The sequence below is a fragment of the Microcella sp. genome, assembly GCF_046296455.1.
Classification (GTDB): domain Bacteria; phylum Actinomycetota; class Actinomycetes; order Actinomycetales; family Microbacteriaceae; genus Microcella.
Genome location: NZ_JBKBLF010000003.1, coordinates 91,998 through 106,984, shown reverse-complemented (window position 1 = coordinate 106,984; position 14,987 = coordinate 91,998). Strand labels below are relative to the sequence as shown.

General features: G+C 68.8%; 14 protein-coding genes and 3 tRNA genes. 7 read left to right on the top strand and 10 right to left on the bottom strand.

The genetic code is table 11. The features are described 5' to 3' along the window. Positions 1-286: 286 nt before the first annotated feature. From ACK4HH_RS02890 to serS, 7 genes are all read right to left on the bottom strand, one after another. Positions 287-1,066 (bottom strand): hypothetical protein, encoded by a 780-nt coding sequence (locus ACK4HH_RS02890; RefSeq protein ID WP_409648142.1) that lies wholly within the window; start codon positions 1,064-1,066, stop codon positions 287-289. 531 nt (positions 1,067-1,597) lie between these two features. Beyond that, positions 1,598-1,670: transfer RNA gene (locus tag ACK4HH_RS02885), tRNA-Arg, on the bottom strand. Positions 1,671-1,728: 58 nt separating this feature from the next. Next, a tRNA-Ser gene (locus ACK4HH_RS02880) sits at positions 1,729-1,817 on the bottom strand. 49 nt (positions 1,818-1,866) lie between these two features. Then, the gene (locus ACK4HH_RS02875; RefSeq protein WP_409648141.1) at positions 1,867-3,171 is read right to left on the bottom strand and encodes an LCP family protein; all 1,305 of its coding nucleotides are present in this window, start codon (positions 3,169-3,171) and stop codon (positions 1,867-1,869) included. Positions 3,172-3,208: 37 nt separating this feature from the next. After that, a tRNA-Ser gene (locus ACK4HH_RS02870) sits at positions 3,209-3,293 on the bottom strand. Between the two features lie 103 nt (positions 3,294-3,396). After that, a complete protein-coding gene (locus tag ACK4HH_RS02865) occupies positions 3,397-4,200 on the bottom strand; it encodes an HAD family hydrolase (RefSeq protein ID WP_409648140.1) in 804 nt (267 codons plus the stop codon). Then, on the bottom strand, positions 4,197-5,462 hold the full coding sequence (gene serS, locus ACK4HH_RS02860) for a serine--tRNA ligase (protein WP_409648139.1): 1,266 nt from the start codon (positions 5,460-5,462) through the stop codon (positions 4,197-4,199). The genes ACK4HH_RS02865 and serS overlap by 4 nt, the downstream gene beginning before the upstream one ends. A 73-nt stretch (positions 5,463-5,535) precedes the next feature. Between serS and ACK4HH_RS02855 the strand changes: the two genes are divergently transcribed. From ACK4HH_RS02855 to ACK4HH_RS02840, 4 genes are all read left to right on the top strand, one after another. Further along, a complete protein-coding gene (locus ACK4HH_RS02855) occupies positions 5,536-6,522 on the top strand; it encodes a diacylglycerol/lipid kinase family protein (protein ID WP_409648138.1) in 987 nt (328 codons plus the stop codon). A 92-nt stretch (positions 6,523-6,614) separates the two neighbouring features. After that, positions 6,615-6,902 carry a hypothetical protein gene (locus ACK4HH_RS02850; RefSeq protein WP_409648136.1) on the top strand — a complete coding sequence of 96 codons (288 nt, stop codon included), beginning with the start codon at positions 6,615-6,617 and terminating at the stop codon, positions 6,900-6,902. A gap of 33 nt (positions 6,903-6,935) precedes the next feature. Further along, entirely contained in the window at positions 6,936-7,445 is a 510-nt protein-coding gene (locus ACK4HH_RS02845) for an RNA polymerase sigma factor (protein ID WP_409648135.1), read from the top strand. Continuing rightward, on the top strand, positions 7,442-8,269 hold the full coding sequence (locus ACK4HH_RS02840; protein ID WP_409648134.1) for a hypothetical protein: 828 nt from the start codon (positions 7,442-7,444) through the stop codon (positions 8,267-8,269). Before ACK4HH_RS02845 ends, ACK4HH_RS02840 begins: the two co-directional genes overlap by 4 nt. A gap of 5 nt (positions 8,270-8,274) precedes the next feature. Here the strand turns inward: ACK4HH_RS02840 and pheA are convergent, their stop codons facing one another. Continuing rightward, on the bottom strand, positions 8,275-9,231 hold the full coding sequence (pheA, locus tag ACK4HH_RS02835; RefSeq protein ID WP_409648133.1) for a prephenate dehydratase: 957 nt from the start codon (positions 9,229-9,231) through the stop codon (positions 8,275-8,277). A gap of 65 nt (positions 9,232-9,296) precedes the next feature. On the opposite strand from pheA, the gene pgm reads away from it, so the two are divergent. Together pgm and ACK4HH_RS02825 are read left to right on the top strand one after the other, a co-directional pair. Beyond that, positions 9,297-10,907, top strand: a complete 1,611-nt coding sequence (gene pgm / locus ACK4HH_RS02830) for a phosphoglucomutase (alpha-D-glucose-1,6-bisphosphate-dependent) (protein WP_409648132.1) — start codon at positions 9,297-9,299, stop codon at positions 10,905-10,907. Continuing rightward, positions 10,891-12,099 carry a MalY/PatB family protein gene (locus tag ACK4HH_RS02825; protein ID WP_409648131.1) on the top strand — a complete coding sequence of 403 codons (1,209 nt, stop codon included), beginning with the start codon at positions 10,891-10,893 and terminating at the stop codon, positions 12,097-12,099. Before pgm ends, ACK4HH_RS02825 begins: the two co-directional genes overlap by 17 nt. Before the next feature lie 24 nt (positions 12,100-12,123). Here the strand turns inward: ACK4HH_RS02825 and ACK4HH_RS02820 are convergent, their stop codons facing one another. Next, positions 12,124-12,576 carry an SRPBCC family protein gene (locus tag ACK4HH_RS02820; RefSeq protein WP_409648130.1) on the bottom strand — a complete coding sequence of 151 codons (453 nt, stop codon included), beginning with the start codon at positions 12,574-12,576 and terminating at the stop codon, positions 12,124-12,126. A gap of 47 nt (positions 12,577-12,623) precedes the next feature. Continuing rightward, the gene (locus ACK4HH_RS02815) at positions 12,624-13,424 is read right to left on the bottom strand and encodes a D-alanyl-D-alanine carboxypeptidase family protein (RefSeq protein ID WP_409648129.1); all 801 of its coding nucleotides are present in this window, start codon (positions 13,422-13,424) and stop codon (positions 12,624-12,626) included. Positions 13,425-13,651: 227 nt separating this feature from the next. Between ACK4HH_RS02815 and ACK4HH_RS02810 the strand changes: the two genes are divergently transcribed. Continuing rightward, entirely contained in the window at positions 13,652-14,935 is a 1,284-nt protein-coding gene (locus ACK4HH_RS02810; RefSeq protein ID WP_409648127.1) for an ABC transporter substrate-binding protein, read from the top strand. Positions 14,936-14,987: the final 52 nt, after the last annotated feature.

Genomic DNA, 14,987 nt, shown 5'->3' with positions numbered 1-14,987 from the left:
CCGACATCGCCGTTGGGGTACCCATCTTCACGCGCTCTACGTAGTTCGTACGCTTCGGCACTTCGCGATAAGCGAGTGCTCAACCGGATTCGGTGGTGACGCTCCCGTTGGGTGATCGGCCTGGCACACGAGTAGCGCCTCAAGTGCGAGGACGGTGCGATCGTCACTCGTAGATCGCTAGCCTTCTCGATGCCGATCCGGGCGTGGGTCGCGGTCACGCTCGCCACACGCGACTTGGTGGCCTTGGCCTCGATCAGGATGGCCAGTTCGGGTCAACCAATGCAGGCTACTGAAGGAATTCAGTGTCCGTGAGTAAGACTTTGCCGCCGATGATCGAGTAGCTGATCTGTTGGGTGGAAGAACGGTCCAAGTCGTCACTCCTACCAAGATTCGCGATGATGTTTGCATTGTCCGGCTCGATAGCGCCACTACTGAAGAAGTTGTCCACGACCTTTTCCTTCACGTTGACAACTGCTCCGTTTCCGTTCGAGGTAATCACTTCGACACCCGTGAACGAAAAGATGGTCCGAACAGTCACCTCCTTCATCCGAAGGTTCTGCAAGTCCGCTGACGCCAAAGTGTTGAGTTGGATAGCCCGAAGACCTTCCAAACGAACCGCGGTGTATCCGGACTCTAGGTGGACGCCGTACTTGTCAACGAAGTAGGCCTCGAAGTCGAGACCCTGGTTGGTCACAGAGTTCAGCTCGCCGACCGTCGCGCCTGCGTTGACCTGAAGGTTGTAGTTCTCGTAGGTGCGTCGCACGACCTCTTCCCAGTTGATCGAGCCGTCGCCATTTGAGACGGACTCCACCGAGATCTCAGTGAGAGCCTTCAACTCGCTCGGCTCTAGCTCGCGCATCTCCTCCAGGGTTACGGGAAGGTTCAGTGCGTCAAGCAGGTCGGGTTCGGTGATCGTCGGCGATGCGGCTGGGCTGTCCGTCGCTGCAACTGTAGTTGGCGCGCTGGTGGAGCATCCCGCGAGGGCAACAACGCATAGCACGCCCAGCAGAGCACTGTTGCGGACCGCAGCCTCGAGGCGCAATCGAATGGTCAGTGAGTGGTTCATCGTTCTCCATCCGTGACGCACGAGCTTCGACAGGGTTAACCACTGGACTCTCCCTGCTCAGCGAGAACTTGAATCAAAATATCAAGCGTTTGGTCACCGCAGCGTGACGATCCGGGCACCAGGACTACAAGAGAGAACCATCGCGCAGGCCGCGGTCTCTCGTCCTCTGCTCGCCCGCGAAGCTGAGGTAAGTGGAGCAATGCAAAAGCTGACATGAGGGCGAATGTCGGGTCTGCCGATGACCCGCTGACATTCGACCCGGGTTCTCTGTCTCGCGCTGCCCCAGGGTGCCGGCTCGTCATCGATAGCGCACTCTTGATCATTCGCCAGCGAAGGGCTCACCCCGCAGTACGTGAGACCGCGCAACGTGACAACGCGAAGGGACCCCATGAATCCCGCAGACTGGTGATGGCACCACCGTGGGGTCGCAGTCGCGGGCTGCGGAAGTGAACTCAGATTGCACGTGGATTGCACGAGTCCAACGAGAACTACAAGGGCCTGACCAAACTCGCGTTTGATCAGGCCCTTTCGCGCGCCCGAAGGGACTCGAACCCCTAACCTTCTGATCCGTAGTCAGATGCTCTATCCATTGAGCTACGGGCGCATGCCGCGCTGAGCGCGAACCGAACAAGCCTAGCAGTCGAGGACTGCGGCTCGTTCCGCGGAGACGGCGGGATTTGAACCCGCGGTCCCCTTGCGGGGACTCCACCTTAGCAGGGTGGTGCACTAGGCCGAACTATGCGACGTCTCCTAGCAGAGCGGTTCCACTATACCGGCCGCTCCCGGTGCCCGAGCACCCGCTAGTTCGAGACTGAGCAGGTGTAGTCGGCCGCCGACTGACCCTGCACGCCCGACAGCACGTCGGCGGGCTTCTCGGGCTCGACCGGCTCGAGCGTCGGTTCAACCTCGGGCTCGATCTTGCCGTTCTTGGGCGGAACGGTCTCGGTCGGCGTCGGAGTGGGTGTCGGCTCGCCGCTCGGGGCGTTGGGGTTCGTGGTCGACCCGATGCCCGTGTTGCCAGCCTCGAGACGGAACCGCTCGTCGGCGCGGATGCGGGCGAAGAGCGCGTCGGCCGCCGACTGAATCGGCTGCACCTTGCCCGCGTAGACGCCCGTGCCGCCCGTGCGGCCCGGGAACTGCACGAAGACGATGTTCTCGGTGGGGATGTTGCGCAGTGCCTGCGCCATCGACACCATCGTGTCGAGGCTCGCGAGGCTGCGCGTGAGCTTCATCGACGACGTGGCCACCTGGGCGAGACCGTAGAGCTTCGTGAAGTCGGTCAGCACGCCCTCGTTCTGCACCTTGCGCACGAGCGACGACATGTAGACCTGCTGCGAGCTGATGCGGCCGAGGTCGCTGCCGTCGCCGACGCCGTAGCGCGTGCGCAGGAATGCGAGGGCCTGCCCACCCGACAGAGTGTGCGTGCCCGCGCTCGTCAGGTTGAGCCCCGTGTAGCGGTCGCGGATCGGTGCGTCGATGCAGACGTCGACACCGCCGACCGCCGTGGCCATCTGCGCCACGCCGTTGAACGAGATCGTGCCGGCGTAGGGCACGTCGAGCCCCGTGAGCGCCTCGATCGTGAGCACGACGCAGTTGAGCCCGCCGTACGAGTAGGCGACGTTGAGGGGCTGGGCCGACATCGCGAATGAGGCGCCATCGCCGTCGGGGTCGGGGCACGAGGGAATGGGCACGACGAGGTCGCGGGGGAAGCTGACCGCAACGGCCGACTTCTGGTCTTCGGCGACGTGCACGAGGATGTTCACGTCGTTGAGGGTCGCGCCGCCGCGATCGTCGCGATCGGCCTGACCCTCGGCGTTGTCGACGCCGACGATGAGCACGTTGAAGCCGCCCTCCCACTCGCCGACGGTGGGGATGATGCGCTCTTCTTCACCCTCGAGCACCTCGAGCTCGACGACGTCGATGTTCGCGTTGATCTGAGCCACCGTGATGGCCGCGACCGACACGGTGCTGACGAGCACCACGGCGGTCGACGCGGCGACAACCGCCAGGAGCGTCTTCCAGGCGCGCGAACGGCCGAGCCGTCCGTGGCGCACGGGAGCCGTCGGCAGCGATCGGATGCCGCGATCGCGCACGGGTTCGCTCATGATGTTCCCCTCGGGAGCACGGTGGGCCTGACTCGAGCGGAGGGCGTGGGATTCGAACCCACGAGACATTGCTGCCCACCAGTTTTCAAGACTGGCTCCATCGGCCGCTCGGACAGCCCTCCTTGGATATCAGTCTTCCATGCTAACCGACGCACCCTCAGAAGCACCGTTCCGGACGCCTATGCATCTCCTCCGCATCCGTACCACGACGGGCGGCACGCAGCGTCACACGGTTGCGAGCGCCTGCGCGAGACCGTCCTCGGTGTCGCGCGCGGTGACCTCTGACGCCGCCGCGACGACCTCCGCCGGCGCCTGCCCCATCGCGATGCCGCGACCGCCGTGCGCGACCGCCCAGCCCAGCATCTCGATGTCGTTGCGGCCGTCGCCCACGGTCACGACGTGCTCGCCCGCGATGCCCAGGGCATCCCGAACCCGCTCGAGGGCCGTCGACTTGTTGACGCCGTCGGGCGCGATGTCGAGCCAAGCCGTCCAGCCCACGTTGTAGCTCACCTGGTGCAGGCCCATGAGCTCGACGGCGGCGAGGAACTCCTCCATCGCGTGGCCGGGCGAGATGACGACGACGCGCGTCGCGGGCTCGCGGCACAGCTGCTCGAACGGCACCTCGTGGCTCACCGCGCCGAGCGCCCCGTCAGGAAACCAGCCGGTGTAGCGGTAGACGCCCGTCTCGTCTTCGACGGCGTAGTTCGCGTGGGTCAGATGCGGCCGGATGCTCGTGAGCACCGCCGTCGGATCGAACGTCTCGACGTGGTGGCGCCGGTAGCCTGTGGGGGCATCCGGGTCGCGCTTGAGCAGGATCGCGCCGTTCGAGGCCACGACGTAGGCAGGGGTGATGTCGAGCCGGTCGAGCACGGGCAGGGTCATGGCGACCGAGCGGCCCGTTGCGAGCATGACCTCGTGGCCCGCGTCGCGCAGGCGGTGCACCTGCTCGAGCGCGGCGTCGGGCAGCGTGCCGTCTTCGTGCAGCACCGTGCCGTCGATGTCGAGCGCGATGAGCTTGCGGTCGGTCACGAGGCCACCTCGAGCACCTCGAGGCCGCGCAGGTACGGGCGCAGCGGTTCGGGCACGACGACCGAGCCGTCGGCGCGCTGGTGCGTTTCGAGCAGCGCCACGAGCCAGCGGGTCGTCGCGAGGGTGCCGTTGAGCGTCGCGACCGGGCTCGTCTTGCCGCCCTCGCCGCGGAACCGCGTCTCGAGGCGGCGAGCCTGGAACGTCGTGCAGTTGCTCGTGCTCGTGAGCTCGCGGTACGCGCCCTGCGTCGGCACCCAGGCCTCGACGTCGTACTTGCGCGCGGCGCTCGAGCCGAGATCGCCGGCCGCGGTGTCGATGACGCGATAGGCGAGACCGAGTGAGCGCAGCATCCCCTCTTGCAGAGCCAAGAGCCGCTCGTGCTCGGCTTCGGCGTCGGCCGGGTCGATGTAGCTGAACATCTCGAGCTTCTGAAACTGGTGAACGCGGATGATGCCGCGAGTGTCTTTGCCGTAGCTGCCGGCCTCGCGCCGGTAGCACGTCGACCAGCCGGCGTAGCGCAGCGGGCCGGCACTCACGTCGACAATCTCATCGGCGTGGTAGCCGGCGAGCGCGACCTCGCTCGTGCCCGTCAGGTAGAGCTCGTCGTCGGGCAGGTAGTAGATCTCGTCGGCGTGCGCTCCGAGAAAGCCCGTGCCGCTCATGACCTCGGGCTTGACTAGCGTCGGCGTGATGAGCGGGGTGAACCCCGCGTCGAGCGCGGTGTCGAGCGCGTAGTTCATGAGCGCGAGCTCGAGCCGTGCACCGACGCCCTTGAGAAAGTAGAAGCGCGAGCCCGAGACCTTCACGCCCCGCTCCATGTCGATCGCGTCGAGCACCTCGCCGAGCGCGAGGTGGTCGCGCGGCTCGAAGTCGAACGAGGGCTTCTCGCCCACCTCGCGCAGCGTGACGAAGTCGGTCTCGCCACCCGACGGCACGCCCTCGATGATGACGTTCGGGATGCTCCCCGCGACCTGCACGAACCGCGCCTCGGCCTCGCCGGCCACGGCCTGAGCCGCCTTGACGTCGGCGGCGAGCTGCTGGGCCTGCGCCACGAGCGCGGCCTTCTCGTCTTTCGGAGCCGCCGCCACCAGCTTGCCGAAGGCGTTCTGCTCGGCGCGCAGCGCCTCGAACGCGGTGATGGCGTCGCGCCGCGCGCGATCAGCGGCGATGGCCTCGTCGACGAGGTCGACACTCGCCCCGCGCGCCTGCTGCGAGCGTCGGACGAGGTCGGAGTTGTCGCGCAGCAGCTGGGGGTCGATCACGCCTCTAGTCTGGCACGCGCGGGTTAACGGCAACCCCCCACCCGTGCATGGAGTGATGCTCTACTCTGACCGCATGAGCACCCCCGGCGCCGCGGCTGACCGCCCTCGCGTTGCCGTGATTGTGAACCCGGTCAAGGTCGATCTCGAGGCCCTGCAGGCGGCCATCGCGGCGGCCGAGCAGCAGGCCGGCTGGGCGCCCTCGCTGTGGCTCGAGACGAGCGTCGACGATCCGGGGCAGGGCCGCGCGCGCGAGGCGATCGCCGCCCGCGTGACCGCGGTGCTCACGGCCGGAGGCGACGGCACGGTGCGGGCTGTCGCCGAGGGGATGCTCGATTCGGGCATCCCGATGGTGCTGATCCCCTCCGGCACCGGCAACCTGCTCGCCCGCAACCTGAACCTGCCGCTCGGGCGGCTCGCCGACGCGCTCGACATCGCGGTCTCGGGCGTCGACCACGCGATCGACGTCGGCGTCGCCGAGCTGACGCGCGACGACGGCAGCGTCGAGCGCCACGCATTCGTCGTGATGGTCGGCATCGGCCTTGACGCCAAGATGATCGCCGCGACCAACCCCGAGCTCAAGAAGCGCGTCGGCTGGCTCGCCTACGTCGAGGCGACCGCACGCATCGTGCGCGACGTCGACGCGGTTCGCCTGCGGTACACGCTCGACGGCTCACCCGAGCGCTCGACGACGATCCACACGCTGCTCATCGGCAACTGCGGCGCCCTGCCCGGCGGCGTGCTCATCTTGCCCGACGCGCAGATCGACGACGGGCTGCTCGACGTCGTGGCGATGCGGCCCAAGAACCTGTGGGGCTGGATGCGCGTGAGCTACGCCGTGGTCTGGGAGAACGGCGTGCTGCAGAAGAGCAAGGTGGGCAAGCGCATCCTCGCCGCCGACAAGCGTGTGCGCGCCCTGCGCTACTTCCAGGGCCGCCGCATGACGCTCGCCTTCGAGCGCCCCGAAGAGTTCGAGATCGACGGCGAGGAGATGGGTCTGGTCACCCGGCTCGCGGTGCGGGTCGCCCCCGCCTCGCTCATCGTGCGGGTGCCGCGCGACTAGTCGTCACCCAGCGTGTGCATGAATTCGGAGCGTTCGACGTAGATCGAAGTGAGAGGCAAGCGCCTCTGATCACGAAGAGAACAGGACCCATCATGACCACTCAGCCTCGCAACCGCCGCCGTGGCATCATCGCGGCCGGCATCACGACGGGCGTTGTCGCGCTCACGCTCGGCGGCATCGGTGTCGGCATGGCCCAGGCCGGTGTCGAACTGCCGTTCGGTCCCGCCATCGGCTCGGGCGGAACGTTCGACCTCAACGGCAACCCGGTTCCCGAGTCAGAACTGCAAACCGAACTGGGTGAGCTCGAGTATTCGGGCGAGGTCTCGGTTGACAACATTCCGGCGGGCGAGTCGGTGCTCGAAGGCTCGTTCGACGAGTAACACCTCACCGCCGTCGCCATCGCCATCGCCATCATGAGAACGCACGATCGCTCACGCTCGGAGTTCGAGCGGTTCTTTGCGACTCACAAGGATGCCTGCTTTCGCGCCCTCTGCGCCACCGTCTCCCCCCTCGACGAAGCCGACGACCTCACGTCAGAAGGTTTTGCTCGAGCGTGGGAGCGGTGGCCTGAGGTGCGCCACCACCCGTCTCCAGCGGCGTGGGTTGTACGCACCGCGCTCAACCTTCACCGCGACCGCTGGCGTCGCGAGGGCAATCCACGACGCCACCTATTTCTCGTGCCCGTCGAACACCACGACCGCGAGTCACTCGTCGACCCGGCACTGCTCGCCGCCCTTCGGGCGTTACCCGAGCAACAACGTGCCGTCATCGTTCACCGCGTGCTGCTCGACCTGTCGACCGAACAAACAGCGATCGAACTGGGCATCGCCGCGGGAACCGTCGGCACCCACCTCAAGCGCGCGCTCAGTGCGCTGCGCACTCACCTTGACGACCAGTCCACCGCCACGGAGGCCGCATCATGACCGATCCCGACGACCTGACCGACGACGACGTCGCTCGGTTGAGCAGTGCCCTTCGCGCGCAATTGCAGCCCTTGCAGCACACGCGGCCCACTCCGGCGACGGATGCTGTGGCCGACGATCTTGCGCGGCGCCGCATCCGTCGCCTGCGCGCCGGGACAATCGCGGTCATCGCTGCCGTGTCGGCGGGTGCCCTCGCGGTGTCACTCACGGTGGGAACGCCGGGCGACGCGGCCTGGGCGGCCGACCCGGCACCCGTGACCGACGAGCTTGTTGACGACGTGTCGAGTGCGTGCGCGGCCGCGCTGAGCCCGGGATCACTCGAGCAGTCAGGCTCGGCCACCGCGACAGACACCCCCACCGTTGAGAGCATCGGCACGGCACCTGAGCCGACCGACGACATGCTCGCGCCGCCGACCGAGCTTCCTGACCTCGTGGCGATCGACGTGCGGGGTGACGGCGGTTTCGCCGTGTTCTCCACCGGCGACATCGGCGCACTGTCGACCTCGGTGTTCTGCGTCGTGTCGCTCGATGGCGAAACGTCGGTGACATCGCTCTCGAGTGAGGTCGGGCCGGCAACGCCGGGCTCGGCGGGCGTGAGCTTCGCATCGGGAACGACGATCGCTGGCCAGCCGGGCTCGTCAACCGTGACCGGTTCTCTCGTCGACGGAGCACGCTCGGTCGAGGTCGTCATCGACGGTTTGCCGACCGCACGGGCATCGATCGTCGACTCGCGGTATGCGATCTGGTGGCCGAGCACGACCAGCGCGCTCGTGCGTCAGCTCGACGCTGCCGGTCAGGTGCTCGCCGAAACCCCCGTGGGCTGACGCGCCTAGCGCGTGTCGGGCTCGCCGCACAGAATCGCGCGCAACCAGTCGCGCGCGTCGGTGAAGACCTCGTCGCCGTACTGCGAGACCACCTCGATCTGGCGCGCATCCGCCCGGGGGTACGAGCCGAGGAAGATGACGTTGGGGCTGAAACGCCGCAGGCCGAGCAGGGCGTCGGCGACGCGCTCGTCGTGCACGTGGCCGTCGAGGTCGATGACGAAGCGGTAGCGGCCGAGCGCGTCGCCGATGGGCCGCGACTCGATGAGGCTCATGTTGACGCCGCGCGTGGCGAACTGCTCGAGCATTTCGAGCAGGCGGCCGGGGGCGTCGTCGGGCAGCTCGGCGATGATGCTCGTCTTGTCGGCGCCCGTGCGCGCGGGCAGCTCGCGGCTGCGGCTCACGAGCACGAAGCGGGTCACCGCGTTCGCGTTGTCGCCGATGAGGTCGCCGAGCACGACCAGGTCGTGGTGCTCGGTGATGCCGGGCGGGGCGACGGCGGCCTGCGCGGGCGAGCCCGGCTCGAGCAACGAGGTCGCCGCGGCGACGTTCGAGGCGGCGGGGATGTGCCCGTGGGTCGGCAGCGTGCGCTCGAGCCAGCCGCGGCACTGGGCGTAGGCCACGGGATGCGCAGCCACGACCCGCACGTCATCGAGCGCCACCCCCGGCCGGGCCACGAGCACGAAGTTGACGGCGACCAGGTACTCGCCCACGATGCGCAGGCCCGGGATCGTCGCGAGCGCATCCTGGGTCGCACTGACCCCGCCCTCGACCGAGTTCTCGACCGCGATCATGGCGCCCACGCTTCGGCCGGTCACGACATCGTCGAGGGCCTCGCCGACGTTGCTGACGCTGCGCCACTCGGCGCCCGCGGCCTCGGGCACCTGACCGAGTGCCTGCCAGGTGAAGGTGCCGGCCGGGCCCAGGTAGCTGTACACCGGGGTCGGGGCGGGCTGGGTCGTCATGCTGGGCAGTCTATTGCCGAGCATCCACGCACCCCCTCGAGGGCCGCCGGTGGTTGGATGGGCGCATGAGTCGCGCCGCCACCCCCGCCCTGCCCGCCGACCTCGTCGACCTGAGCGCGCTGCTCGCGGCCTACGCCGACCGGGTGCCCGATCTCGACGATCCGGCGCAGCGCGTCGTCTTCGGCACGAGCGGCCACCGCGGCTCGAGCCTCGACGGCGCCTTCACCGACACGCACATCGCCGCCATCACGCAGGCGATCGTCGAGTACCGCGCGACGCAGGGCACGACCGGGCCCGTCTTCGTCGGCGCCGACACGCACGCGCTGAGCGCACCCGCGATGCAGACGGCCCTCGAGGTGCTCGCCGCGAACGGCGTCACGGCGCTCATCGACGCCCACGACGACTACGTGCCGACCCCCGCCCTGAGCCACGCGATCATCCGGTACAACCGCGATGCCGCCGCGAAGGCCGACGGCATCGTCATCACCCCGAGCCACAACCCGCCGCGCGACGGCGGCTTCAAGTACAACCCGCCGCACGGCGGCCCGGCCGACAGCGACGCCACGGGGTGGATCGCCGACCGCGCCAACGCGCTCATCGCCGAGGGCAACCGCGGCGTGAGGCGGCAGGCCACGCTGCTCACCGAGCCCTACGACTACCGACTGCACTATGTCGCCGACCTCGGCAGCATCCTCGACCTCGAGGCCGTGCGCGGCAGCGGCCTGCGCATCGGCGCCGACCCGCTCGGCGGCGCGAGCGTCAACTACTGGGCGCTTATCGCCGAGCACTACGGCCTCGACCTGACGGTCGTCAACCCGAGCGTCGACCCGCAGTGGGGCTTCATGACGCTCGACTGGGACGAGAAGATCCGCATGGATCCCTCGAGCCCGAGCGCAATGGCGAGCGTGGTCGCGCGCCGGCACGACTTCGACCTGCTGACGGGCAACGACGCCGACGCCGACCGCCACGGCATCGTCACGCCCGACGGCGGGCTCATGAACCCCAACCACTACCTCGCGGTCGCGATCAAGTATCTCTACACGCACCGCCCCGACTGGCGCCCCGATGCCGCCATCGGCAAGACGCTCGTGTCGTCGACCATGATCGACCACGTCGCGGCGAGCCTCGGCCGGCGGCTCTGGGAGGTTCCGGTCGGCTTCAAGTGGTTCGTGCCGGGCCTCATCGACGGCTCGGTCGCGTTCGGCGGCGAAGAGAGCGCGGGGGCGAGCTTCGTGCGCCGCGACGGCAGCGCGTGGACGACCGACAAAGACGGCGTGCTGCTCGCCCTGCTCGCCGCCGAGATCACGGCCGTCTCCGGGTCGACGCCGTCTCAGCTCTACACCGGCCTCACCGAGCGCTTCGGCGCGCCCGTCTACGAGCGGGTGGATGCTCCGGCCAGCCCCGCGCAGAAGGCGGCGCTCAGCAGGCTCGACGGCGCGGCTATCACGGCCACTGAGCTCGCGGGCGACCCCATCACCGCGCGGCTCAGCACCGCGCCCGGCAACGGCGCGGGCATCGGCGGCGTCAAGGTCGTCACCGAGCGCGCCTGGTTCGCCGCGCGGCCGAGCGGCACGGAGGACGTGTACAAGATCTACGCCGAGTCGTTCGCGGGCGAGGATCACCTGCGCCTCGTGCAGCAGGAGGCGAAGGCGATCGTGGATGGTGCGCTTGCCTGATACGACCAACACCGCCGCCGCCGACCGCGCTGCGCTGTTCGCGCGCTGGGACGCGATCACGCCCGAGCAGCTGCATGCCGCCGGCAGCATGAAGTGGAGCCTGTTCCCCGGCACGATCGGCGCCTGGGTCGCCGAGAGCGATCTCGGCACCGCGCCGGCGATCACGCGCGCCCTGCACGAGGCCGTCGATGCGGGCCAGCTCGGGTACCTGCCCCGCCCGGTCGCGGCCGAGATGGGGCGCGCGACGGCCGAATGGATGCGCGACCGGTTCGCGTGGTCGATCGACGCCGCGCGCATCCACGCCCTGCCCGACGTCATCACGGGACTCGTGGTCGCGATGGAGCACTACTCGCGACCGGGCTCGGCGGTCATCGTGCCGACACCGGCATACATGCCGTTCCTCACCGTGCCGGGCATGCACGGGCGCGCGGCGATCGAGGTGCCCATGGCGACGAACGGGGGCCGCGCCGTGCTCGACCTCGAGGCGATCGAGCGCGAGCTCGCCGCGGGTGCCGGGCTCGTCGTGCTGTGCAACCCGCTCAACCCGGGCGGGCGCGTGTTCGAGCGCGCAGAGCTGCAGGCACTCTCCGAGGTCGTCGAACGGCACGGCGCGCGGGTGTTCGCCGACGAGGTGCACGCGCCGATCGTGTTCGGCGCCGCGCAGCATGTTGCGTATGCGAGCGTCAGCCCCGCGGCATCCATGCACAGCATCACCGTCACGAGCGCCTCGAAGGCCTGGAACCTGCCTGGGCTCAAGGCCGCGCAGCTGATCCTGACCAACGACGCCGACGCCGAGCTGTGGGCGGGGCTCGGCCCCTTCGCGAGCCACGGCGCGAGCACGCTCGGCGTCATCGCCAACACGGTCGCCTACCGCGAGGGTCGCGAGTGGCTCGACGCCACGGTCGCGTACTATGACGCGAACCGACGGCTGCTGGCCGACCTGCTCGCCGAGCGACTTCCCGAGGTCGGCTACACGCCGCCCGAGGGCAGCTACATCGCGTGGCTCGACGTCTCGCCCCTCGGCCTGGGCGACGACGCGGCCGACACGCTGCGGCGCAGAGCGAAACTGTCGGTCACCGACGGCCGTGCGTGCGGCGCCGTGGGGGCGGGCCACATCCGGCTCATCCTCGCCACGCCGCGCCCGATCCTCGAGCAGATCGTCGACCGGCTGGCCGCCGCGGCGCACGGCTGATCGCGGCCGCGCACGTCACGGCGATCAGCGGGCGGCGCCGAACCTCTCGGTCGCGAACGACCTGAAGGCCTCGAGCGACTTCTCGGTCTCGCGCGGGAAGCTTCGGCCGAAGAGCAGCCCGACGACGCGCATGAACCCCGTGAAACGGAAGACGTTGCGCTGCTCGATGATCGTCGCGCCCGCTTTCGTCGGGGTGAATCGGTTCTCGCAGAGATTGTGCACGCCCGGCACCTCGTAGACGACGTTCCACTGCTCGGGCAGGGCGCCGTGCTCGACCGTCTCGGTCATCACCATGGTGCCCCGACGCCCGCGACGAAACGTGAGGCGCGAACGCGCGCCGGTCGTCGGCGGTTGCCCCTCGAGCACCTCCACCGAGAGCAACGGTGGTTGCCACTCGTGCCAGGTGGATGCGTCGGCGAAGAGTGCCGCGACTTCGTCACGACCGCCGATGACCCGGATGCTGCGTGTGTACTCCATGCGCGAACGCTAGACCTCTGCCACGACGACGGGCAAGAGCTCGACGGTCAACCGCCGTAGTCGGGGGCGGCCGGAAGGCCGAAGAACTCTTCGAGCGTCGGGATGCCCGTCTCGTGCAGCTCGGCCGCGAGCTCGAGCCCCACGTACCGGTAGTGCCACGGCTCGTAGTCGTAGCCCGTGACGGGTGTGCCCCCCTGCGGATAGCGCAGGTGGAACCCGAACCGCCACGCGTTCTCGGCCAACCATCGGCCGTGCGCCGTGTCGCCGAAACAGGGGTCGAACGCGCACGACGCCGGGATCGATCCGATGTCGATCGAGAGCCCCGTCTGGTGCTCGCTGTGACCGGGTTGTGCGCTGCGACGGTTGGCGTAGTCCTGCCCGCGGCTCGCGACGATGTCGTTGTAGACCCGCACCTGCGTCGAGTAGCTGCGATATGTGCTGAGCGATTGCAGCCGCAGCCCGGCTTCTGCCTCAGCCGCGGCGAAGAGCTTCTCCGCGGCGGCCGCAGCGGCAGCTCGCAAGAAGGGCTCGTTCGTGTACGGCACGTCGACGCGCACGAGGTCGGCGGGCGCGTACGTCTCGGGCTGCAGCGGCCGCCGCTTGTTGGCCACAACCCACACTGAGTCGGCCGCATCGATCGAGCGCTTCGCCCGGTCGAAGGTCGGGGTCGGCGTCGGCGTGGGGGTGGGCGTGGGCGTCGCCGTGGGACTCGGCGGGGGCGTCGATGCCCCCACCGGCGGTACCGGCTCTCGCGGCACGGAGCAGCCGCTCAGCAGCGCCAGTGCGAGCCCTGCGGCCAAGGCCGCCGCGCCCCGGCGGCGGGCGAGGGCACGAGTGGTTGACGACACGCATCGAGCCTAGTCCGAGGCGTGCTCACGCCTGGAGCGAGCCTCGGTCGAGCATCCATCACACGACCATGCCGCACAAGACCAGCCTTCTGACCAGCCATTTCATGCCGATCTGGAACAGGCGTTGACATTGCAGACGCGACCTGCGTAGTGTTCCACGCATCGTGAGAGCGCTCTCACGCTCACGGCATGAGAGCGCTCTCACCTCCACCCACGCACACAAAGGAGTGACCGTGAAACTTTCACGACGCAGCACTGCGGCCGGCGCCATCGCCGGTGCCGCCGCATTCGCCCTCATCGCCTCGGGCTGCGCCAGCTCGACCGACCCCGGTGCCGAGGGTGGTGACATCACCCTCACGGTCGCCACGTTCAACGACTTCGGCTACACCGACGAGATGTTCGCGCAGTACGAGGCCGAGAACCCCGGCGTCACGATCGTGCACAACCGCGCCGCCACCTCGAACGACGCGCGCGACAACTTCTTCACCAAGCTCGGCGCGGGCAGCGGCCTCGCCGACATCGAGGCCGTCGAGGTCGACTGGTTCGCCGAGATGATGCAGTACAGCGACAAGCTCGCCGACCTGAGCGACCCCGAGCTCGCCGACCGCTGGGTCGACTGGAAGACCGCTGCGGCGACGGATGCGAACGGCCGCCTGGTCGCGTACGGCACCGACATCGGCCCCGAGGCAGTCTGCTACCGCGCCGACCTGTTCGAGGCCGCCGGCCTGCCGACCGACCGCGACGAGGTCGCGGCGCTGCTCGAGGGCGACTGGGACACCTACTACGAGGTCGGCCAGCAGTACGTCGACGCGACCGGCGAGGCATGGTTCGACTCGGCCGGCGCCACCTACCAGGGTGTCGTCAACCAGATCGAGTACGCCTACGAAGAGGCCGACGGCACGGTCATCGCCACCACGAACCCCGAGGTCGAAGCGGCATTCACCTCGGTGCTCGAGGCCAGCTCGACCCTCTCTGCGAACCTCAGCCAGTGGAGCGACGACTGGTTCGCGGGCCTCTCGAACGGTGCCTTCGCCACGATGCTCTGCCCCGGCTGGATGCTCGGCGTCATCTCGGGCAACGCTCCTGACGTCACCGGCTGGGACGTCGCCAACGTCTTCCCCGGCGGCGGCGGCAACTGGGGCGGTTCGTACCTGACCGTTCCCGCCCAGGGCGCGAACATCGAGGCCGCGACGAAGCTCGCCGCGTGGCTCACCGCTCCCGAGCAGCAGCTCTCGGCGTTCGCCGCGGCCGGCACCTTCCCGAGCCAGGTCGAGGCCTACGAGTCGGAGGAGCTGCGCAGCGCCACGAACGAGTACTTCAACGACGCTCCCGTCGGCGAGATCCTCATCGAGCGCTCGCAGGCGATCGGCGTCGCGCCCTTCAAGAGCGTGAAGTACTTCCCGATCAACGACGCGCTGCAGAAGGCGCTGACCCGCGTCGACGTGGATGCCTCGCAGAGCATCCAAGAGTCGTGGGATCAGTTCGTCGCTGACGTGACGGCCCTCGGCTAAGCCCCACCCCTGCACCCCGGGGCCGCTCGCCTCCACCATGGCGAGCGGCCCC

Coding starts and splice junctions, on each gene's coding strand:
- ACK4HH_RS02890 (WP_409648142.1), bottom strand. CDS start 1,066: ATGAACCACTCACTGACCATTCGATTGCGCCTCGAGGCTGCGGTCCGC.
- ACK4HH_RS02875 (WP_409648141.1), bottom strand. CDS start 3,171: ATGAGCGAACCCGTGCGCGATCGCGGCATCCGATCGCTGCCGACGGCT.
- ACK4HH_RS02855 (WP_409648138.1), top strand. CDS start 5,536: ATGAGCACCCCCGGCGCCGCGGCTGACCGCCCTCGCGTTGCCGTGATT.
- ACK4HH_RS02850 (WP_409648136.1), top strand. CDS start 6,615: ATGACCACTCAGCCTCGCAACCGCCGCCGTGGCATCATCGCGGCCGGC.
- ACK4HH_RS02845 (WP_409648135.1), top strand. CDS start 6,936: ATGAGAACGCACGATCGCTCACGCTCGGAGTTCGAGCGGTTCTTTGCG.
- ACK4HH_RS02840 (WP_409648134.1), top strand. CDS start 7,442: ATGACCGATCCCGACGACCTGACCGACGACGACGTCGCTCGGTTGAGC.
- pheA (WP_409648133.1), bottom strand. CDS start 9,231: ATGACGACCCAGCCCGCCCCGACCCCGGTGTACAGCTACCTGGGCCCG.
- pgm (WP_409648132.1), top strand. CDS start 9,297: ATGAGTCGCGCCGCCACCCCCGCCCTGCCCGCCGACCTCGTCGACCTG.
- ACK4HH_RS02825 (WP_409648131.1), top strand. CDS start 10,891: ATGGTGCGCTTGCCTGATACGACCAACACCGCCGCCGCCGACCGCGCT.
- ACK4HH_RS02820 (WP_409648130.1), bottom strand. CDS start 12,576: ATGGAGTACACACGCAGCATCCGGGTCATCGGCGGTCGTGACGAAGTC.